18 protein-coding genes are annotated in these 21,304 nt (G+C 51.4%); 7 read left to right on the forward strand and 11 right to left on the reverse strand.

Annotation, left to right across the window (positions count from 1 at the left end):
* The first annotated feature begins 218 nt into the window (after positions 1-218).
* The 3 genes from ACMAZB_RS10810 (at position 219) to ACMAZB_RS10820 (ending at position 2,499) form a co-directional block, all read left to right on the forward strand.
* Positions 219-1,019, forward strand: coding sequence for a crotonase/enoyl-CoA hydratase family protein (locus tag ACMAZB_RS10810; protein WP_435217118.1), 801 nt, complete (start codon positions 219-221; stop codon positions 1,017-1,019).
* 597 nt (positions 1,020-1,616) lie between these two features.
* On the forward strand, positions 1,617-1,838 hold the full coding sequence (locus tag ACMAZB_RS10815) for a helix-turn-helix domain-containing protein (RefSeq protein WP_435217120.1): 222 nt from the start codon (positions 1,617-1,619) through the stop codon (positions 1,836-1,838).
* 52 nt (positions 1,839-1,890) lie between these two features.
* Positions 1,891-2,499 carry a hypothetical protein gene (locus tag ACMAZB_RS10820; protein WP_435217122.1) on the forward strand — a complete coding sequence of 203 codons (609 nt, stop codon included), beginning with the start codon at positions 1,891-1,893 and terminating at the stop codon, positions 2,497-2,499.
* Positions 2,500-2,650: 151 nt separating this feature from the next.
* On the opposite strand, the gene guaA is transcribed toward ACMAZB_RS10820, so the two are convergent.
* Both guaA and guaB read right to left on the reverse strand, forming a co-directional pair.
* On the reverse strand, positions 2,651-4,228 hold the full coding sequence (gene guaA / locus ACMAZB_RS10825) for a glutamine-hydrolyzing GMP synthase (RefSeq protein ID WP_435217124.1): 1,578 nt from the start codon (positions 4,226-4,228) through the stop codon (positions 2,651-2,653).
* Between the two features lie 23 nt (positions 4,229-4,251).
* Positions 4,252-5,721, reverse strand: coding sequence for an IMP dehydrogenase (gene guaB / locus ACMAZB_RS10830; protein WP_435217126.1), 1,470 nt, complete (start codon positions 5,719-5,721; stop codon positions 4,252-4,254).
* Between the two features lie 102 nt (positions 5,722-5,823).
* Between guaB and xseA the strand changes: the two genes are divergently transcribed.
* Positions 5,824-7,200 (forward strand): exodeoxyribonuclease VII large subunit, encoded by a 1,377-nt coding sequence (gene xseA, locus ACMAZB_RS10835; RefSeq protein WP_435217128.1) that lies wholly within the window; start codon positions 5,824-5,826, stop codon positions 7,198-7,200.
* Positions 7,201-7,207: 7 nt separating this feature from the next.
* On the opposite strand, the gene ACMAZB_RS10840 is transcribed toward xseA, so the two are convergent.
* Positions 7,208-7,855 carry a Crp/Fnr family transcriptional regulator gene (locus ACMAZB_RS10840; RefSeq protein ID WP_435211767.1) on the reverse strand — a complete coding sequence of 216 codons (648 nt, stop codon included), beginning with the start codon at positions 7,853-7,855 and terminating at the stop codon, positions 7,208-7,210.
* A 120-nt stretch (positions 7,856-7,975) separates the two neighbouring features.
* Here ACMAZB_RS10840 and ACMAZB_RS10845 point away from each other — a divergent pair, with 120 nt between their 5' ends.
* Genes ACMAZB_RS10845 through ACMAZB_RS10855 form a run of 3 tightly spaced genes read left to right on the forward strand, consistent with a single transcriptional unit; the run spans position 7,976 to position 11,372 of the window.
* On the forward strand, positions 7,976-9,451 hold the full coding sequence (locus ACMAZB_RS10845; RefSeq protein ID WP_435217130.1) for an adenylate/guanylate cyclase domain-containing protein: 1,476 nt from the start codon (positions 7,976-7,978) through the stop codon (positions 9,449-9,451).
* Positions 9,448-9,828, forward strand: a complete 381-nt coding sequence (locus tag ACMAZB_RS10850; protein WP_435217132.1) for a response regulator — start codon at positions 9,448-9,450, stop codon at positions 9,826-9,828. The genes ACMAZB_RS10845 and ACMAZB_RS10850 overlap by 4 nt, the downstream gene beginning before the upstream one ends.
* The gene (locus ACMAZB_RS10855) at positions 9,825-11,372 is read left to right on the forward strand and encodes an ATP-binding protein (protein WP_435217134.1); all 1,548 of its coding nucleotides are present in this window, start codon (positions 9,825-9,827) and stop codon (positions 11,370-11,372) included. The genes ACMAZB_RS10850 and ACMAZB_RS10855 overlap by 4 nt, the downstream gene beginning before the upstream one ends.
* On the opposite strand, the gene ACMAZB_RS10860 is transcribed toward ACMAZB_RS10855, so the two are convergent.
* The 8 genes from ACMAZB_RS10860 to ACMAZB_RS10895 form a co-directional block, all read right to left on the reverse strand.
* Positions 11,338-11,862, reverse strand: a complete 525-nt coding sequence (locus tag ACMAZB_RS10860) for a hypothetical protein (RefSeq protein WP_435217136.1) — start codon at positions 11,860-11,862, stop codon at positions 11,338-11,340. The two genes, ACMAZB_RS10855 and ACMAZB_RS10860, sit on opposite strands and share 35 nt — an antisense overlap.
* A gap of 61 nt (positions 11,863-11,923) precedes the next feature.
* Positions 11,924-13,435 carry a lysine--tRNA ligase gene (lysS, locus tag ACMAZB_RS10865; protein WP_435217138.1) on the reverse strand — a complete coding sequence of 504 codons (1,512 nt, stop codon included), beginning with the start codon at positions 13,433-13,435 and terminating at the stop codon, positions 11,924-11,926.
* Between the two features lie 21 nt (positions 13,436-13,456).
* A protein-coding gene (gene prfB, locus ACMAZB_RS10870) for a peptide chain release factor 2 (protein ID WP_435211778.1) occupies positions 13,457-14,552 on the reverse strand; the annotation gives its coding sequence in 2 pieces (ribosomal slippage) (positions 13,457-14,479 and positions 14,481-14,552; 1,095 coding nt in all).
* Between the two features lie 199 nt (positions 14,553-14,751).
* Entirely contained in the window at positions 14,752-16,479 is a 1,728-nt protein-coding gene (gene recJ / locus ACMAZB_RS10875; protein ID WP_435211780.1) for a single-stranded-DNA-specific exonuclease RecJ, read from the reverse strand.
* Entirely contained in the window at positions 16,479-17,876 is a 1,398-nt protein-coding gene (gene thrC / locus ACMAZB_RS10880) for a threonine synthase (RefSeq protein ID WP_435220077.1), read from the reverse strand. Before thrC ends, recJ begins: the two co-directional genes overlap by 1 nt.
* Before the next feature lie 7 nt (positions 17,877-17,883).
* Complete coding sequence (locus tag ACMAZB_RS10885; protein WP_435217140.1) at positions 17,884-19,194, reverse strand: homoserine dehydrogenase; 1,311 nt, start codon at positions 19,192-19,194, stop codon at positions 17,884-17,886.
* Between the two features lie 5 nt (positions 19,195-19,199).
* A complete protein-coding gene (gene alaC / locus ACMAZB_RS10890) occupies positions 19,200-20,402 on the reverse strand; it encodes an alanine transaminase (RefSeq protein ID WP_435211784.1) in 1,203 nt (400 codons plus the stop codon).
* A gap of 55 nt (positions 20,403-20,457) precedes the next feature.
* Complete coding sequence (locus ACMAZB_RS10895; RefSeq protein WP_435217142.1) at positions 20,458-21,270, reverse strand: DsbC family protein; 813 nt, start codon at positions 21,268-21,270, stop codon at positions 20,458-20,460.
* Positions 21,271-21,304: the final 34 nt, after the last annotated feature.

The following is a 21,304-nucleotide window of genomic DNA, read 5'->3' on the forward strand; positions in this document are numbered from 1 at the left end:
CGCCCCCCATGTCAAGTACGACGCGCGAACCAAGGGCGTAGGCCATGACTCGATAATTTCTGATTCACATTGATATTTGGACATAAACATTCGGGCTTGACGCTAAAAGCATGCATCACCCGCATAAAAAATCTTCCTAAAAATATGACATTTCGATACTTTGCATTGATTATGCGCTAGCCCCGTCAGATAAAGATGCCGATTTAAAGGAAGAAATTATGGCTGTTAGGATCGAAAAAAACTCCAACGTTTGGACGATAATTCACGATCGACCAGAAGCCAAAAATGCCATGGATCCTGACTCTGCTGATGCGCTAGTTGAGGCTTTCGAGGCCTTTGAAAAAAGCGATGCCAGAGTTGGAGTGCTGTGGGGAGCCGGTGGGAGTTTTTGCGCCGGATGGGACCTCAAGTACGCTGCTTCAATGTCAGCAGACGAGCGCGCGAACATACGAGAATTTGATTTTCCCATCGGGTCAGCGCCGGCACCACGCGGCAGTCTAGGACCCACCCGAATGGAGTTAACAAAGCCTGTCATTGCAGCGGTAGAGGGGCCGGCAGTTGCAGGGGGCATGGAGCTGGCTATGTGGTGTGACATCAGGGTGATGTCAGAGGCTGCCTACTTTGGTGTTTTTTGCCGACGCTGGGGCATTCCGCTTCAAGATGGAGGGGCCGTTCGCTTGCCACGCTTGGTAGGTCAAGGAAAAGCACTAGAAATCGCCATGACAGGCCGCAAAGTACCGGCCGATGAATGCTACAGCATTGGCCTGTGTGAAAGAGTGGTTCCCGAGGGTGAGGCGCTTCAGGCCGCTGAAGCCATGGCGCATGAGATCGCCAAATTCCCTCAACAAGCCATGCTGGCCGACCGCCGTTCGATCGTCGAAACCCATGGCCTAACCGTGCGAGAGGCGCTGAAAATTGAATGGGCCAATGGTCTGGCTGCAGTGAGTAATGAAGGCTTCGATGGCGCGGCTCGATTCACCGGCGGTTTAGGTCGGCACGGAGACTTTAAGGAAATTTGACGCCAAAGGAACGCCAAAGTAGCGGGTACCGAAAAAGGTATAAACAAGTTTTTAGGCGTTCAAAATCGCAGGAGCAGGGCTTGCAGCTAACTCGCTTATTCCAACTCAGTTTCCAATAGGCACCTGGCTCAAGCCATCGATATCAAAAGCATGCGTGCGCCGAGTTAGAAACTCTGCAACTACTGAAACTACTGAAACTCAGTAGCTGTCAGCGTTTACTAGCCTGCTTGGTTTTGGAACGAGAAATCAAGTACTTATCGCCACTTTCCAACAAGCTTACAACCATAATATCGTTATAGATCAATTGGTTAAGTATCAATAACTACTCCCACTCAATAGTTGCAAATTTACAAACCCCTATAGATAACGGGCTACAAGCACGAAAATAAAAGCGTGTAACTTTCGTGTAACTCTTACTTTCTATTTTTGCTCTGCCCGTTAAAACAATTCCTCAGTGTTATTAGCAACTTAATACATTATAAGTTACAAACATTGTAACATTCCTTAAAGAACTAATTAAATGCTTAATAATAATTATTTTATGTTAAACAATAATAATTAGGTGTAAAACATAAATACCTAGGTTAGGATATGCTCATGGAAATTTGTATCACTTTAGATGTAGAAATGGCGAAAAAGAAGATGTCTCTGAAAGAGCTATCTCAAAAAATTGGAATTTCTATAACCAATTTGTCGCTACTAAAGACAGGTAAGGTTAAGGCTATTCGCTTTAGCACTCTGATGGCTATATGTCGTGAGCTTGAATGTCAGCCTGGCGATATTCTTGTTTACGTAAGTGATAACCCAGAAATAAGTTAATGACATTTCATGATGAAGTGTAATTTAGACAATTAAACTAGGAGGTTTAATTATGCAGAATAAAGATTATTTATTACCCGGTGTTGCCGCAATATTCGTGGCTGTAATATCCCCTATCTACTGGATTGAAATGAGTTCATCGGTTGGAGATTACGATATATTATGGCAGGACATGATGTCTCTAGGATTTTCCGACATTCTGTTTGCTTCTATTCTTTTATTAACCATCTATATTTATCTCAATCTAAAAAATATTCTCAACGAACAATTGAACTTTAATCATATTGATTTGTTAGTGTTGATTATGGTTGCAATCAATATCCTTTGGATGAGCACCCTGTTCATTGATATAGCCAGCGCTGTACTATCGGAAAATATCGTAACGCAAAACAAAGACGCTTTTTTAATGATTAATCTATCAGTTAGCATCGGTGCAATTGTCATATTAGGTATTATAGATTTGTTAATAGGTATTTTACTTCTAGCGAAATCAACTGAACTTCCTACCCTACTAAAGATTTTTGCCATCATGTCAGTGATACAGGGCGTGCTAGGTATAACAGTAGTTTTTGCGGCAACGTTAATCTTCATCTTCCCGATAACTATGATTATTTTGGCTATGTTTTTTCTACGTAAACCAGAGTCTTTAGAACTCGTTTAAATTGTATTGCCAGCAACTATTGAGCGGTAATAGAAGATATTTCGTGTAACTTTTCGTGTAACTCGGACTAAGGAATGCTTTAGTTACAAGGGGTGTGTAACTAACGTGTAACTACTAATTAACGCAGGAATGGGGGTTGTAGGGCAACAGACTATTCCCACTCAATAGTGGCCGGCGGCTTCCCAGAAATATCGTAGGTCACACGGGAAATACCCGAGATCTCATTGATGATGCGATTGGAAACAACCTCTAGCAACTCATAGGGCAGATGTGCCCAGCGCGCGGTCATGAAATCAACGGTTTGCACTGCACGAATCGCGATAACGTATTCATAGCGGCGACCATCGCCCACTACTCCCACAGATTTCACAGGCAGAAAAACCGCAAAGGCTTGACTGGTTTTGTCGTACCACCCCGACCGGTGCAACTCTTCGATAAAAATTGCATCAGCCTGTCGCAACAAATCGGCGTATTCTTTTTTCACCTCCCCCAAAATGCGCACACCCAGACCAGGCCCGGGGAACGGATGACGAAAGACCATGTCTTTAGGTAAGCCCAGCTCTAACCCAATACGACGAACCTCATCTTTAAACAATTCGCGCAAGGGCTCCACGAGCTCAAGGGCCATGTCGTCAGGGAGGCCTCCCACGTTGTGGTGTGACTTGATCACGTGAGCCTTGCCAGTTTTTGACCCAGCAGACTCAATCACATCGGGGTAAATTGTGCCCTGAGCAAGCCACTTCACATCGGTAATTTTCGTCGCTTCTTCATCAAAGACTTCAATAAAAGTATTACCAATAGCTTTGCGCTTAGCCTCGGGATCACTCACCCCTTTCAGCTTTCCTAAAAAACGCGCTTCGGCATTGGCGCGGATCACACGCACCCCCATGTTTTGCGCAAACATAGCCATTACCTGTTCGCCCTCGTCGAGGCGTAACAGGCCGTTATCTACAAACACACAAGTAAGCTGATCACCAATAGCACGATGCAACATTGCAGCCACAACGGAAGAATCGACACCGCCCGACAACCCCAGTAGTACGCGATCGGTACCGACCTGCGCACGCACGCGCTGAATCGCGTCCTCGACAATATTTGCAGGGGTCCAAAGCGCCTCACAGCCACAAATCTCCAAGACAAAATGCTCAAAGATTCGCTCGCCTTGAGCCGTGTGAGTCACTTCAGGATGAAACTGAATACCAAACCATGGCTTGGCGTTATGAGCCATACCGGCAATTGGGCAACTGTCAGTTTCAGCAATACACTGGAAATTGGGCGGTAAAGAAACGACCTTGTCACCGTGGCTCATCCAGACATCGAGCAGTGCTTGACCGCTGTCATCTTGATGATCGCTTATGTCCTGGAGAAGCCCACCGTCTGCGCTGCGACGTATTTGGGCGTAGCCGAATTCTGACATGTCTGAGCCTTGAACTTCCCCACCCATTTGCACGGCCATGGTTTGCATGCCGTAGCAGATGCCCAATACCGGCACGTCCAGTTCAAACACTACATCAGGCGCTCTGGGAGAGTCAGCCTCGGTCACCGACTCAGGTCCACCCGACAGCACAATACCGCTGGGATTGAAGGCGCGGATGTCGGCCTCAGTTATATCCCAGGCATAAATCTCGCTGTACACCCCAGCTTCCCTCACACGTCGTGCGATCAGCTGCGTGTATTGCGAACCAAAATCTAATATAAGAATGCGGTGCTGATGAATATCTGCAGTCACAAAAGCCTCGATGTCAGAACCGTTTAACGAACAGGGTAATTGGGCGCTTCTTTGGTAATGGAGACGTCATGCACGTGCGACTCTGACATGCCAGCTGTCGTCACACGGACAAAGGTGGGGCGGGTGCGCATATCGGGAATGGTGGCACAGCCCGCATAACCCATGGCCGAGCGAACACCGCCCATGAGCTGCTGAATAATCGCGGAAACAGGACCTTTGTAAGGCACGCGACCTTCGATGCCCTCAGGTACGAGCTTCTCAGCACCCACACTGGAGTCTTGGAAATACCGATCAGAGGAACCTTGTTTTTGCGCCATGGCCCCAATCGAGCCCATGCCACGGTAGGCCTTGTAGGTTCGGCCCTGATAAAGCTCTACCTCACCCGGCGCCTCTTCGGTACCGGCAAACATTGAGCCCATCATGACCGCATGCCCGCCAGCCACAATCGCTTTTGCAATATCTCCAGAAAAACGAACGCCGCCATCCGCAATAATGGGAATGTCACGATCGCCCAATGCCTCGGCAACATTAGAGATGGCGGTGATTTGCGGAACCCCCGTGCCGGTGACAATTCGTGTTGTACAAATCGAGCCGGGGCCTATGCCCACTTTCACTCCGTCGGCACCGGCTTCATAAAGGGCTAAGGCCGCCTCACCGGTCGCAATGTTGCCGCCGATAACATCAACGCCTCGATACTGCTCTTTAATGAGCCGAACTCGTTCGATCACATTCTTTGAGTGGCCGTGAGCCGTATCGACCACCAGCACATCGACACCTGCAGCCACCAACGCATCAATACGCTCATCCGTATCGGGACTGGTGCCAACAGATGCGCCCACGCGCAAACGCCCCAAATGATCCTTACAAGCTAGAGGGAAGCTTTCGGCTTTGTCGAAGTCCTTGACGGTAATCATGCCGCAAAGGTCAAAGTCATCGTTCACCACTAAGATTTTTTCAATACGGTGCTGATGTAAAAGTTGCTGAACTTCATCAGAGGGCGCACCCTCACGAACCGTTACCAATCGATCGCGTGGGGTCATAATCGCCGAGATAGGCTTGGTCAGATCGGTCTCAAAACGCACATCTCTGCGCGTCACAATGCCCACCAGATCGCTCCCACGCAGTACAGGCACGCCTGATATACCGTTGGCACGAGTGAGCTCGTATAACTCATTAATAGTGGCGCTTTCCTGAATGGTAATGGGGTCTTTAACCACCCCACTCTCATATTTCTTGACGCGCCTAACCTCGTCAGCCTGCTCGGCTACGGTCATATTTTTATGGATGATACCCACCCCACCGTCCTGGGCCAGCGCAATAGCTAAACGCGCTTCAGTCACGGTATCCATGGCAGCTGACAACAGGGGAATATTCATGGCAATGTTGCGGGTCAGGTGGGTCGCAAGGGACACATCCTTCGCCGTTACCTCTGAGTAACCCGGCTGCAGGAGTACATCATCAAATGTCAGTGCTTCCTGGGCGATTCGCAGCATAAAATCCTCGATAGCAACCGGGGTGTTGGGTCCGGTGTCTGGTAAACAGGGTAGTATAACGTTTGCACCCAAACTCGGTAAATAAGGTCGAGCATAAGAACTTTGATCGATATCAACGAAAAATCGACGACTATTAGCGTCAGCGAGCTCACCCAACGGGCAAAAAGCCTGCTGGAAGGCCACTTTGCCCGTGTCGATGTCGAGGGTGAAATCAGCGACTTCACCGCCGCGAGCTCAGGGCACTGGTATTTCACCCTCAAAGATAGCGAGTCACAGGTGCGCTGCGCGATGTTCCGCTCAGCCAATGCCAAACTCCGCTTTAAGCCCAGCAGAGGCGATCGCGTTCAGGTTAGGGCCAGAGTGAGCCTGTATACCAACCGCGGGGAATTTCAGCTCATTGCGCAACACATACAGCCTGCGGGCGACGGCGCACTGCAGCAGGCCTTTGAACAACTAAAGGCCAAACTTTTCGAAGAGGGGCTTTTTGCCGTCGAGCGCAAGCAGCCGGTCCCCAATGCTGCCCGGCGTATTGGCGTCATCACCTCAGCGAGCGGCGCTGCACTTCATGACATTCTTGCGGTTTTAGAGCGTCGAAGCCCAATGACGGAAGTTTTCCTGTTTCCAGTTCCTGTCCAGGGCGCAGATGCCCCAGAGGCATTAGTTCAAGCCGTTGGTCAGGCCAATGCCTTGCATCAGCAGCAACTCCTGCCCCTCGATGTGTTGATTCTTGGTCGTGGCGGAGGCTCTGCCGAAGACTTGTGGGCGTTTAATGATGAAGCCCTCGCGAGGGCAATCGCAAACTCAAAGCTCCCCATCGTCTCGGCGGTAGGTCATGAAGTCGATTTCAGCATCTCAGACTTTGTGGCAGACCAGCGCGCTGCAACCCCCTCTGCTGCGGCCGAATTGGTCAGTCTTGACCAATCTGAATGGAGCCAGCGCCTTGATGATGCGCAACGTATTCTGCAAGGCCTCATGTCTAGACGCCTTAAACAGGAGCGCTCAGTCTTGGGGCATTGGCGAGCGCGTTTGCGTCACCCGGGCACCACCTTGAGACAACAACGCCAATTACTCGAAAGCCGCAAGCAGCAGCTCTCTTCGATAATGGGAAATCGGCTAAGACTACAGCGCTCCGCGCTGACGAACCTAAATAGGCAGGTTAAGTCGCGCCACCCACGAACGGGTATCGAGCATCAGACGTCGCTACTCGCGCAACGCAAGCGCGAATTGCAGCAGCTGATTCAAGGCTGCATGCGCAGATTTAGAGGAGATTTAGAGCAGCAGGAACAGTTAATTCGTACCTTAGGGCCAGAGAATACTTTGGCGAGAGGGTACGCGCTGGTCACCGGGCCTGATGGCCAAATTATTCGAGACGCAGAAAAGGCACCCCCTCAAACAGAGGTGCGAATACGGTTGGCAAAAGGCGAACTTGCAGCTGAAGTAATCGCTGCTGGCACCCCTACAAATGGAGCGTCAGACTAGCCCGACATCAATACTTAGCGGGGAGCCGAGTATTGATAATAATATGCCGACCTTCGAAACGAATGTACTCTCCGATCGTCAGATCTTTAAGAATACGGGCCACCATTTCCCGAGACGCTCCCACACGATCAGCGATGTCTTGCTGCGTGAGTTTCTCGGGAATATACAGCGTGCCGTCACCGCGCTCTTCAGACAGATCCATCAGCACATTGGCTACTCTGCCGTAGACATCTTGCAAGGCTAGGCTCTTTACATCGGCCGTTAACTTGCGGACTCGGCCTGCCAAATTGCTGATCAGCTGTCGCGCAATATTGGGATGCTCGTCGAGAACACCATTGAAGTCTTCCTTCATGACGACGCGAAATTCACATTTCTCAACGGTGCGCACTGAAGCGGAACGTGTTGAGTCATCAAGCAGCGCCAGCTCACCGAAGTAATCTCCAGCGCCTAGCGTATTCATAATAAATTCTTTACCGTTTTTATCGGAGCAATAAACTTTGACCTTGCCACTTTCAATCACAAAAAGTGAATCAGCAGGATCGTTCTCATGAATCACGACGGTGTTTTTGGGAAACGAGCGTGTGCTAGAACTACTTTCCAGCGCCTGAAGCTCGCCGTCGTTGAGCCCGTGAAAAATTTCCACTTGATTCAGCATTGATATTCTTTCCTTGAAAGCTGCTTAATGTTGCAATATTACCGCAAAAAGTAGGCAATCCACCATCCCTAAGACGCGGGAATGCAATGAAATGCCGCTAGCTTTACTATGTGACGTGAAATGAGTTCACCAAAACGAGGTGGCACGGTGGCTGAGAGCTCCATTACTGAAGATCCCTGGGCACTGAAAGTCCTTGCTGCCGTCGCAGAGCTGGGACCACAACGGTATTACGACCCTGTAATAACCAGCGAAGTGGTAAAAAATGATCTAGTTTCCCTAATCAGAGCCAGCCAAAAGCTGCAGGAAAAGGTCAGTATAGAAACCTCCGAAGCTCGTCATGACCGACGGAATATCATTGGCGCAATTCGCGGCTACTCGGAAATGTTGCTGGAAGACAGCGAAGCACTGCCCTCAGCTGTGAGAGCTCATCTGCTTCAAATATTAGCCGCGGCCAAAACTGAGCCTACGTCCACGCCTCAATCACCCACAAAAACACCCTCAGTGACCCTACTCCCCAGCGACGAACCCGGAGTGATACTCGCTGTTGACGACCTGCCTGAAAATCGGGAGCTGGTATCGCGATTGCTGCAAAAAACCGGCCACACCGTTATTTCTGCTGAATCGGGAGAGGAAGCCCTTGAGCTACTCGATACCATGGGGGTCGACGTCGTCTTGCTTGATCTCGTCATGCCAGGCATAGGGGGCGCTGAGGTTCTCAAGCGCCTCAAAGAGGACGAGCGCCTGCGCGCTACACCCGTCGTGATGATCAGCGGACAGCAAGATATGGATCAAATCGTCGGCTGCATTGAAGCCGGTGCAGACGACTACTTGCTGAAACCTTTTAATCCTGTGTTGCTGCAGGCGAGAATATCTGCAGGCATAGAACGGAAGCGCTGGCATGATCGCGAAGAGCTTTACCGCGAGCAGCTGGAACGACGAGAGCAATTTATTAGAGCCACCTTTGGTCGCTACCTATCCGACGATATTGTTGATGAGATCCTAGAGCGACCCGAGGGGCTCGAGCTTGGCGGGGACCTGCGAGAAGTTACGATCATGATGTCCGATATTCGGGGATTCACAACGCTGGTAGAACATCTTCCACCGCAGCAGGTCGTCACGCTACTCAATCGCTACCTTGGTCGTATGACCGAAATAATCCTTGAATTTGGTGGCACTATTGATGAGTTCCTAGGGGATGCCGTATTGGCGGTGTTTGGCGCACCGCGGCGCAATGACGATGACCCAGATCGAGCCGTTCGCTGTGCCCTGGCTATGCAGGACGCGATGGCAGACATTAACGCGGCGAATATTGCTGATGATTTACCCGAGGTTGAAATGGCCATTGCTCTCAACACAGGATCAGTCGTCGCTGGAAATATTGGCAGTGAAAGGCGCTCAAAATATGGTTTTGTCGGCCATGCTATGAACGTGACTTCGCGAATTGAAGATGTTGCCGATTCCCGAGAGATCCTCATTTCACAAACCACCTATGAGAAGCTTGAGGGAAATTATCAATTCGGTGACTCTCGCGCCTTATCCGTGAAAGGTATTGAGGAAGAGCTAAAGGTGTACGCCGTATTGGGAGAACATCAATGACAGAGGATACCAGCCGGCGTTTGCTGCTAGTGGAAGATAACGAGGTAAATCGGGAAATGTTGCAGCGGCGACTGCAGCGGGTGGGATACACGCTCGATTGTGCCGCAGATGGTCAGGAAGCCCTAGATAAAATGCGCGACATAAAACCCGCCCTTGTGCTCTTAGACATAAACCTTCCAGTTAAAGACGGCTGGACAGTTGCTAAAGAAGCTAGCTCAGATTCTAACATTCAAGACATACCCATCATTGCCCTCACGGCACATGCAATGGAGAGTGATCGCCAGCAGGCGCTTGCGTCGGGCTGCCAAGATTACGCAACCAAACCCATCGATTTTCCCGAGCTACTGATCAAAATAGAAAATTTGCTAACAACATGAAGCTGTCTCAAACATCCTTAAGCCTAAGAGCCCGCTTATACCTGTTTTCAGTGGCGATTCTGACGCTGTTTGTCGTGAACGTGGCCACTCATCTTTGGGGGAGTTTTGCGCGCAGTGAAAGCTTGGTCGCTTACCGCGACGCCGCAATAGCGGCACAGCTTGTTAACGATTTGCAACAGGGCTTGGAAACAGCCCGGCAGCAAACCCTTGTTTTGGCGACACTTAGAGAAACGACAGATGAACCTCTTGGAGACGCCGAGGGCGAAACGGCTACGGCAGAACTCGATAGCCTGCGACAAAGACTCGGTAAGTTGGGCGCATTAGGGGGAGAGTCAACCGAAGACTACTACCGCCGACTCTTTGACAGTGCCTCACAGCTGCTCGACGAGTGGCAGTACTTTTACAACAACTACAACAGCCCAGGCAGCCAGTCGGCGGTAGAGTCACCCATTCAATACAACGACACCCGGCAAAAACTCGAAGAATTGGACCAGCGCCAAGAAGCCCTTGCCATCGAGCGTTCACGCACCATTGACGGCACCATTACCCTGACAGATCAGATTACGGTCATCGGTTTCGTAACCACCATTGCGGTGACCATGTTGCTTGTTATTTTGCTCATTCGATCCACCAACTCCAGCTTGCTGCGCCTAAAAACAGGGGTACAGCGTTTTGGTTCAGGTGACCTAAGTTATCGTATCGATGAGAACCGAGACGCAGGGGAGATACAGGATCTAGCGCGAACTTTTAATGACATGTCCGGCAAACTAACGACGGCGATTGAGGAAGTTAATAGCGCGAAAGCTGATGCCGACGCAGCGAACGCGGCCAAATCTATGTTTTTAGCTAACGTGAGCCATGAGCTGAGAACACCGCTCAACGCGATTATTGGTTACAGCGAAATGCTACAGGACGAGTTGGGGGACCCCGGCGAGGTAAACCGGGCACAGGTACAGCACGATCTCGGCACCATTATTGTTTCCGGACGACAACTACTAGGCCTGATCAACGAGATTCTCGACTTATCGAAAATTGAAACCGGAAAAATGCAAATCAATCTGGAGTCTTTTCAGCCAGCCGATCATATCCTGCAGGTATGCGACGCGCTTTCGCCCCTGCTGTCGCAGCATAAAAACACGCTAGAGCTCAATCTAGCCGGCGCCGAAGGCCACACCATGCACAGTGACCCCGGTAAGTTGCAGCAAATTGTGACCAACTTATTCAGCAATGCCTGCAAGTTCACCGACAACGGTACTATTGTTGTGGCTGCAGTGATTAGCCATGACCAACTCACGTTAACGGTAACTGATGACGGTATCGGCATGACCCTCGAACAACAGGGGCGAGTTTTTGACACTTTTGTTCAGGCTGAGGCCACAACCGGGACGAAATACGGTGGCACGGGGCTTGGGCTTTCGATTGTGAAGGATTTTTGCACCATGTTAGGTGGCGAGATCAGCTTGGCCAGCACGCCTGATGCAGGATCCTGTTTTACAGTGACGCTTCCGACTATTGGCCCAGCGTTAAATCCCGAAGCCGCTTAAGCGCCTCTTCGCGCTTTTCCAAGTCTTCTGAGATTGCCTTATTTAGGGCATCGAGTGCCTCGAGGCGTCCTTCAAGCGTCTGCACTGCAGCCAAAGCTAAAATCATCACCTCAGCACGCTCATCAACACCACTCGCAGCACTATCGGCTGAAGCGATGCTCGCCTCGCTCATTAAAGTCACGAAAGCTATGCCAACGTCGGCCTCTCGCTGGGCTTCAGAACTTTCAGAATCACGGTGCCGTTCAAAATAAGTGGCGGCTTGATCGTAATCCCGCGCTGCTAGGGCCCGTACGCCTCGGTCAAAATAATTTTCTTCGACGACAATCAGCTCTTCGCAATCGCAGTCAGCAACCAGGGGATCCGGGAGGTTAAGTTCAGCCGCCGAAACTTCAAGCTGAGGCTCAGGGGCCGCAGATTCGGGGCTCGCACAGCCGCTAACGACGAGTGTCGCGAAAATAGTGATGACAAAGCGTGAGCAGGTATGAGGCACAACAGTCAGGCTCTTAGATTTATGGTTCGAGAATAGCACCCGCTCAACGCACCGCCTAGTGCTAATCTTCTGGTCGCATGTGGGGGAAGAGCAAAACGTCGCGAATAGAGGCCGCGTCAGTGAGAAGCATCACCAATCGGTCGATACCAATACCCTCCCCGGCCGTAGGTGGCATGCCATACTCCAACGCCCGCACATAGTCGTGGTCATAGTGCATGGCCTCCTCATCACCACTGTCTTTTTCAGCGGCCTGCGCTTTGAAGCGCTCTGCTTGATCTTCAGGATCATTAAGCTCACTAAAGCCATTAGCAATCTCGCGCCCACCGACAAAAAACTCAAAGCGATCGGTGATGAAGGGGTTGTCATCATTGCGCCGGGCAAGTGGCGACACTTCGGTTGGATAGGCGGTGATAAAGGTGGGCTGTTCCAGCCGATGCTCCGCCGTAGCTTCAAATATTTCGATCTGTATTTTGCCCAAGCCCCAGCTCGGCTTTACTTCGATCCCTAGTTCATGAGCGACCGCTGCAGCGGCCTCTCGGGATGCGACTTGCTCTGCCGTTATTGTGGGATTGTATTTGTGGATCGCCTCAAGCACCGACAATCGTGCGAAGGGCTGAGAAAAATCGAGCTGCACCTCACCATAAGGCACTGTCATTGTGCCCAAAAGGTTTTGGGTTAACCCCTGCAGCAACGCCTCAGTGAGGTCCATGGCATCGTTGTAATCGGCATAAGCCCAGTAGAACTCGAGCATAGTGAACTCGGGATTATGCCGCGTAGATAAACCTTCGTTTCGGAAATTGCGATTAATCTCATATACCTTTTCAAAGCCGCCAACGGTCAAGCGCTTCAAATAAAGCTCTGGAGCAATACGCAGGTACATAGGCATATCGAGGGCATTGTGGTGCGTCTCAAAGGGCTTGGCAGCTGCACCACCCGGAATAGGGTGAAGCATGGGGGTTTCTACCTCCATAAAGCCTCGTTCATCTAAAAAGCGACGGATGAAGCTGACCGCCGCTGAGCGCATGCGAAACACCGCGCGGCTATCCGGGTTTACGATGAGATCGACATAACGCTGCCGGTAGCGCATTTCTTGATCTGACAACCCATGATACTTGTCGGGTAAAGGGCGCAGCGCCTTGGTCAAAAGACGCGCACTCTCCATATTTATATAAAGGTCTCCTTTGCCACTACGATTAATGGGCCCTGATGCCGCAACGATGTCACCCAGATCCCAAGTCTTAATCGCCTCGAGGGTCTCGGCGTCTAACACTTTTCGATTGATGTAGAGCTGAATATTTGAGGAGCCGTCCTGAATGAGGAGAAATGCACCTCGATTACGAATCAGGCGTCCCGCAACGGCAAAGACCTCATGCTTTTCTTCAAGGTCCTCCTTGCTGATCGCTTTAAAGTCTTGCTGAAGCGTCTCAGCTTCCGCCGTGCGCCGAAAATCGTTGGGGAACGGTTGTCCTCCAGCCTCACGTAACGATGCCAATTTCGATCGCCGCTCAGCGATCAACTTATTTTCTTCTGCGGGGTCTGCCCCCCCTGCTTCAGCTAATTCGGAGTCACTCATAGGGTTGTTCCTGAAGTTTCATCACAATCCCTTTTTGAGGGATGCTTCTATAAATTTATCTAAGTCTCCATCCAACACGGCTTGGGTATTGCGCGTTTCAACCTGCGTCCGCAGATCTTTAATACGCGCATCGTCCAAAACATAGGAACGGATCTGACTACCCCAACCGATATCAGCCTTGCTGTCTTCGAGGGCTTGTTTGTCTGCGGAGCGCTTCAACACCTCAAGCTCATAAAGCTTGGCTCGCAGCTGCTTCATCGCATTGTCTTTATTTTGGTGCTGGGAACGTTCGGTCTGGCAACTCACCACCGTATTGGTCGGCTCGTGGGTAATACGCACCGCAGAGTCGGTTGTATTCACGTGTTGGCCGCCAGCGCCGGAAGAGCGATAGGTATCGACCCGAAGGTCAGCGGGGTTAATGTCAATTTCAATATTGTCATCAATTTCAGGAGAAACAAAAATCGACGCAAAAGACGTATGACGTCGACCGCCGCTGTCAAAAGGTGATTTGCGTACCAGTCGGTGTACACCTGTCTCGGTGCGCAGCCAACCAAACGCATACTCCCCCTCAAACTGTACCGTGGCACTCTTGAGGCCCGCGACTTCACCCGCTGAGGCTTCAACCACCCTCGCTTTAAAGCCTTTACTCTCACCCCAGCGCAAATACATTCTGAGCAGCATCTCAGTCCAGTCCTGAGCCTCCGTTCCCCCAGATCCAGACTGAACGTCGAGATACGCATTATTAGGGTCCATCTCGCCAGAAAACATGCGACGAAACTCGAGCTTTTCCAGTTGCGCAATCAACTCGCTGGTATCTGAGGCCACCATATCGGCGGTATCGATATCGTCCTCGGCAACCGCCATTTCTAAGAGATCATGGGAGTCGGTGCTGCCACGATCGAGGTCATCAATGGTTTTTACAACTAACTCTAAGGAGGCACGCTCTCTGCCGAGAGACTGTGCACGCTCGGGTTCATCCCAAACGCTGGGCTCTGCCAGTTCTAGCTCTACTTCCGCGAGGCGGTCTTTCTTTTCAGCGTAGTCAAAGGTACCCCCGGAGCACATCTGTACGCTCGCGAATATCTTTAATCTGATTGAAAATAGGGGCGACTTCCACAGGGGTCTCGCGTATCAGCTGTCAACGGCGCAAAGTCTAACCAAGGCTAACCTCAAGCGCCATAGCGGAATCCCACGATCGCTTAAATTCGACACAGAAAATGACGCAGGATCACACAGGTAAAGGAACACTACTTACACGAACATGGCGCCACTAACACCACTCCCACCTCTCGCACAAATCGGCTACGAAGCTGCCATCAGGTTTCAGGCCACAGATTTCGGACCATCAGTTGCAATTTGCGTTCACCGCGAAAGGAGTTGATATCGGGCTGATAGGCAATACGCACCCGCAGCACCTGCTCGTTGGGCCAGCACTCACGATCAATATTGAACGCAATGCCCTCAAAAGTTTGCCCCTGTGCTTCTAGAGTTAATTTGAGGTGCTTCTCTTTCAACAAACGCTGACCCACAACAGCAAAACAACCTTCAAATACAGGCTCGGGAAAATGCTGTCCCCATGGACCTCCAGCGGCGATCACTTCAGCGCTGTGTAGGGTTAATTCGTCCAGTGCCAGCTCACCATCAGTCATTACAACGGGCTCCGGAGGAACGTGCTCAAGGGCCACCGCTACGGCAGTATCAAAGGCCTCCTGAAATTGATCCAAGTCCTTACAACTCAGACTCAAGCCCGCGGCCATAGCGTGACCACCAAACTTCCCGATCAAACCTGGATGCATCGTCGCCACATGATCTAACACGTCACGGATGTGTACCCCGGGAATCGACCGCCCAGAGCCCTTCAACTCGTCATCGCCCGCATCGGCAAAGACAATGGTGGGACGGTGATATCGTTCTCTTAGACGCGCGGCAACAATGCCAACAACCCCTTGGTGAAAAGTCTTGTTGTACACACACAACCCAAACTTAAGCGCCTCATCGTCCACCTCTAAAGCACTGAGTTGGGCCAACGCCTCCTCTTGCATATTGGTTTCTATGTCACGTCGCTCGCGATTGAGATCATCCAATTGCTGCGCAAGGGGCCTTGCCTCAAACGCACTCTCCGCCAACAAGCACTCAATACCAATAGCCATGTCTTCAAGCCGCCCCGCCGCGTTGAGACGCGGGCCAAGAATGAATCCAAGGTCACTGCTGCTCAATTCATCGGCGCTGCGACCTGCAACTTCCAGCAGCGCATCAATACCGGGACGACCCCGCCCAGCTCGGATACGCGCCAGACCCGCAGCAACCAAAATACGGTTGTTCCGATCAAGTGGCACAACATCAGCGATGGTTCCCAGAGCGACTAAATCGAGCGCATCACCCAAATTAGGCATTGCCATACCGCAGCGCTCAAACCATTCGCGATTACGAAGTTCGGCCCGCAGAGCCGTGAGCACGTAGAACATGACACCCACCCCAGCGAGAGACTTGCTGGGAAACGGACACCCGGGCTGATTAGGATTCACAATGACATCTGCCGCTGGCAGCTCATCGCCCGGTAAATGGTGGTCGGTGATGAGCACACTGATTCCCAAGCCCTGCGCCGTTGCTACGCCTGCAAGACTGGAGATACCGTTATCGACAGTGACAATAAGATCGGGTTCGCGATCCGCTGCCAAAGCCACGATCTCTGGAGACAGGCCATAGCCATATTCGAAGCGATTTGGAACGAGGTAAGAGACTTCCTTCAGCCCCATTTGCCGCAAGACTGAGACCGCCAGAGCTGAACTTGTGGCTCCATCGGCGTCAAAATCGCCCACGATTACAACTCTAGCCTCACCCTCGATGGCGTCTGCCAGCAGCTCGGCCGCCTCGGCAACGCCCCGTAATTGTTGCGGGGGAAGTAATCCTTTTAATGCAAGTTCGATCTCGTCTGGAGTCGTCACACCGCGGTTCGCATACAAACGCTGCATAAGCGGCGACAAACCTGAAGACGCCATGGCCGGAGTTACCGGCTTGGCGCGCTGTTTAAGCGCGGGCAACATTACTTAGCAATGCCATTGACCATGTGTTGCTGGACGGCGGCAAGATCGTTGGGCAGTACGGTGAACCGCTCGGCGCGATCAAATAGATCCGACAAATGCGCGGGTAATTCAGGAGCCCGTTGAATACCACTCGCCTCAATTGCCGCTGGAAACTTGGCAGGGTGGGCGGTCGCAAGAGTTACCATCGGTTGCGTGGTATCTCGCTGGCAAGCTCGTGCCGCAAGGGTTCCAATAGCGCTGTGAGGGTCGAGTAAGTAGCCACATTGCGCAAAGATTGCGGCAATTTCCTCGCAAGTCTCCTCATCAGACACACAATAACTACTGAACAGCGCTCGAGCTTTGGACATGGCTGTGTCAGATAGTTGAATGGAACCCTTTTGAAAGTCGGCCATTAGCTGATTAACAACTGCACCGTCGCGATCGTAGAGGTCGAACATAAGGCGCTCAAAATTCGAGGACACCGTAATGTCCATACTCGGAGACATAGACTGCTCTAACTGCAACTTAGCGTATTCTCCAGAGCTCAGCAGACGATGAAGAACATCATTACGATTTGTTGCGATCACCAACTGATCTATCGGCAGCCCCATACTGCGAGCCAAATATCCCGCAAAAATATCGCCAAAGTTACCTGTAGGCACCGAGAAATTGACGGATCTCTCTGGCGCACCAAGGGCGAGGGCCGCATAAAAGTAATACACAATCTGCGCCATAATTCTGGCCCAGTTTATTGAGTTCACGGCAACCAACGCTCGTCCATCAGGCAAAAAAGGCTCGGCCACAAAGCTGGCTTTTACCATTGCCTGACAATCGTCAAAGTTACCCTCAATGGCGAGGTTGTGGATATTTTCCCCCAGTACCGTGGTCATCTGACGCCGCTGTACTTCGGATACACGGTCGTTGGGATGAAGGATAAAAATATCGATAAATTCGCAGTGTCGGCACCCCTCGATGGCGGCCGAGCCTGTGTCCCCCGAGGTTGCACCCATAATCACAACGCGCTCTTGCCGCCGTTCAAGAACGTGATCTAGGAGCCGTCCCAACAGCTGCAGCGCAAAGTCTTTGAACGCAAGAGTAGGCCCATGAAAGAGCTCAAGAACCCATTGATTTTGGTCCAGCTGCACAAGTGGTGCAATGGCGTCATGGCGAAAGGTTTCATAGGCCTCGTCGATTAGCCGACGTAAATCGGTAAACTCAATAGAGCCTTCGACAAAGGGCTTCAGAATTTCAAAAGCCAGAGAGGGGTAATCCATTCCCCGCATTGCCTTTATCTGATCACTTGAAAACTGTGGTAATTGCTCGGGCACATACAACCCGCCGTCCGCCGCGAGTCCAGCCAACAATACCCCTTCAAAATCGAGGGCGGGTGCACTACCACGGGTACTTATGTACTTTATCGGCAACTTATGACTCCTTAAAACTCTCGACCCTTAGTCGCACCACGGAACCACTGAGCGCCGGTAGTGTTTCTATATCAAGGATTGCCGAGTCGAGATGACCACACATGACGACATCAGTGAGGATAACGACGGTAACATGACTAGACCCTTCAGCTGGAGGGCGCTGAATCAGCTGCTCAATGCTTATGCCACGGGCACTCAACAAACCGGATATTTCCGCCATAACACCCGGACGGTCTTCAACCACCAAGCGCAAATACCAAACACCGGCTACCTCATGACGAGGTATTAAGGGTAACGTCTGCAGCTGATCACTGGGTACGCCAAGTGTCGGGGTGGGATCGACAGGCGAATGATTTAAGACGCGCCCCAAGTCCATAAGGTCACCGCAAACTGAGGAGGCCGTGGGAAGAGACCCAGCTCCGGGTCCCGTCAGCACAATTTCACCAACAGAATCGGCTTCGACCATAATGGCATTCAAAACACCGTCGACCCGGGCTATTTGCCGGTTAATGGGAATTAGAGTGGGATGAACCCGCAAATCAAGGGCGTCGCCGCTGCGTCGGGCAATCCCCAAATGTTTAACGCTGAAACCCAACTCCTTGGCAAAATCGAGGTCTTCAGGAGTGACCGTGTCAATGCCCTCCGTAACGGCGGCATTGGCGTCTAATGGAATACCAAAGGCCAGTGACGCCAAGATCACCAGTTTGTGGGCAGCATCGGTTCCATCAATATCGAAGGTAGGATCAGCCTCTGCGTACCCTAAAGCCTGCGCCTCGGCCAGCACGTCCTCAAAACTACGACCTTCATTGGCCATTTCGGTCAAAATAAAATTGCCGGTGCCGTTGATAATTCCAGCCACGCCGCTGACAACATTCGCCGCGAGGGACTCTCGCAAAACCTTGATAATCGGAATACCGCCGGCTACAGCCGCTTCAAACCGCAGAGCAACTTGGGCACGCTCAGCCAGTGCAATCAGCTCGTTACCAAATTCTGCAATCAGTGCTTTATTGGCAGTGACGACATGTTTCCCAGCTTCAATAGCTTGGGTTACCAAATCACGAGCGACGGTGGTCCCACCAATTAATTCCACCACGACATCGACTTCAGGGTCGCGAACGACCTCAAAGATATCGAGGCTGACGCGGTAATCACTGGTATCGCAGTCAGAATTATCTCGACGCGCCCCAACATGTAGCAATTCCAAGTCATTATTGCAGCGTTGCTGGATTAGACCGTGATGGGCATTAAAAATATTGACGACGCCGCTGCCAACGGTGCCCAAACCGCAGATTCCAATTTTCAGACTGCTCATGGTCCTTAAACTCCGCTGCTATCGTTAGGGGGGCCACCTCGAAGTACCTTTTTGATACCTCGCAATGCTTGGCGCGTACGGTGCTCGTTTTCAATCAAACCAAAGCGCACGTACCCCTCACCATATTCACCAAAACCAATACCGGGGGACACCGCAACACCAGCTTCTGCCAGCAGCAATTTACTGAACTCCAGAGATCCCATGTGCCTAAAGCCCTCAGGGATTTGTGCCCAAACAAACATCGTGGCCTTCGGCGGCGTCACTGGCCATCCCGCTTCGTTAAGGCCCTGGCAGAGCACATCTCTGCGGCTGCGATACATTTCACAAATATCTGAGACGCACTGTTGATCGCCCTCAAGGGCAGCAATGGCCGCCACCTGAACTGGGGTAAAGATACCGTAATCCAGATACGACTTGATGCGAGTCAGTGCGGCAATTAACTCTGGATTGCCACAGCAAAACCCCACGCGCCATCCGGGCATGTTGTAGCTTTTAGACAGCGTGAAAAATTCTACTGCGATATCCCTAGCGCCCTCCACCTGCAGAATACTGGGGGCCACGTAACCGTCAAAACATAAATCTGCGTAGGCGAGATCATGCACGACCCAGATACCTGCCTCTCGCGCTATTGCAATCACCTTTTCGAAAAAACTTAATTCGACGCAGTGGCCCGTGGGGTTTGAGGGGAAATTGAGCACCAACATCTTTGGCTTGGGATAACTGTTGCGAATTGCTTGCTCCAGCTCCTCAAAGAAAGTGTCTTCATCTGACATCGGGACATGACGTAAATCGGCGCCAGAAATGACAAACCCGTACGGGTGGATGGGATAAGACGGGTTGGGAACCAAAATCGAGTCCCCCGTGCTAGTTGTCGCTAATGCCAAATGCGCCAACCCCTCTTTGGAACCCATAGTCACAATGGCTTCACTTTCGGGATTGAGTTCTACATCGTAACGACGCTGATACCAATCACAGATGGCTTTGCGTAACCGAGGAATGCCTTTTGACTGAGAGTATCGATGGGTGTCGCCGCGATGAATTGTGTCAGCGAGCTTGTCAACAATGTGCTTCGGTGTCGGTTGGTCGGGATTACCCATACCAAAGTCGATGACATCTTCCCCGCGGGCACGGGCCGCGGTCTTCAACTCGCCGATGATATTAAAAACATACGGCGGTAGCCGATCAATGCGCTGGAAGTTGTGGTTCAACGTTTCGCTACTCCGGATTACTTTGCTCTGCGGCCTCGAGAAGAGAACAATTTGACTATTGCAGTCCTAGCACAGCGGCCAACTCTGCTGCTGGCTTGTACCCGGGAATCATTTGTCCGCTACTCGTCACAATAGCAGGGGTTCCCCGAACCCCCATCGCTGCACCTAATTCAAACTGTGCGGTCACGGGTGAACTCTCACAATCTGACAATGGCAGAGCCACACCGGCTTTAAGTTGCGTCAAGGTTTTTTGCGGATCGTCGGCACACCAGGCAGTGGTTAACTTTTGAGCGCCCTCGGAATCAGGACCGCCCCGAGGATATGCCAAATAGCGCACCTCTATCCCCATGTCATTAAGATCGGCCACTTCCTTGTGCAACTTTTGGCAGTAAAAGCAGGTCACATCGGTGAACACCGTAATGTAGTCGCGAGTCTCGCCTTCGGGGGTGAATACAATCATCTGAGCCAAGTCGACGCCATCGATCAAAGCAATACGATCCAGCTCTCGCTTTTCTTCCGCGAGATTGACAAGGCCATTTTTACGCACTGCGTAGAGATCACCCACCACAAAGTGGTCCCCTTGCTCGGTGGCGTACAGCACCAGACCGTTATCGAGGGTCACCTCAAGCAAGCCGCTTGCCGGCGTCTTTTTGACACCCTGCACGGTTACGGGAGCACCGCTGCCGCTGCTGAGCGCAGCTGAAATTTTTTCCTCGAGGGTCTTGTGCGGATTAGAACTGTAGGTTTCCGCATTTGCCAAGGCGGTGGCTAACAGTGCAACCAGCATTAGCAGCACAGCGCTCACGCTCGAAGAAGCTTTCACCTGCTTTGCGCCAAAACCTTTACTGCTGCGAGCTAATTCGCTCATATCCATTTCGCTCCATTCCAGGGGTTCTAACTAA

The sequence above is a fragment of the Luminiphilus sp. nBUS_07 genome (assembly GCF_051201685.1).
Lineage (GTDB): Bacteria > Pseudomonadota > Gammaproteobacteria > Pseudomonadales > Halieaceae > Luminiphilus.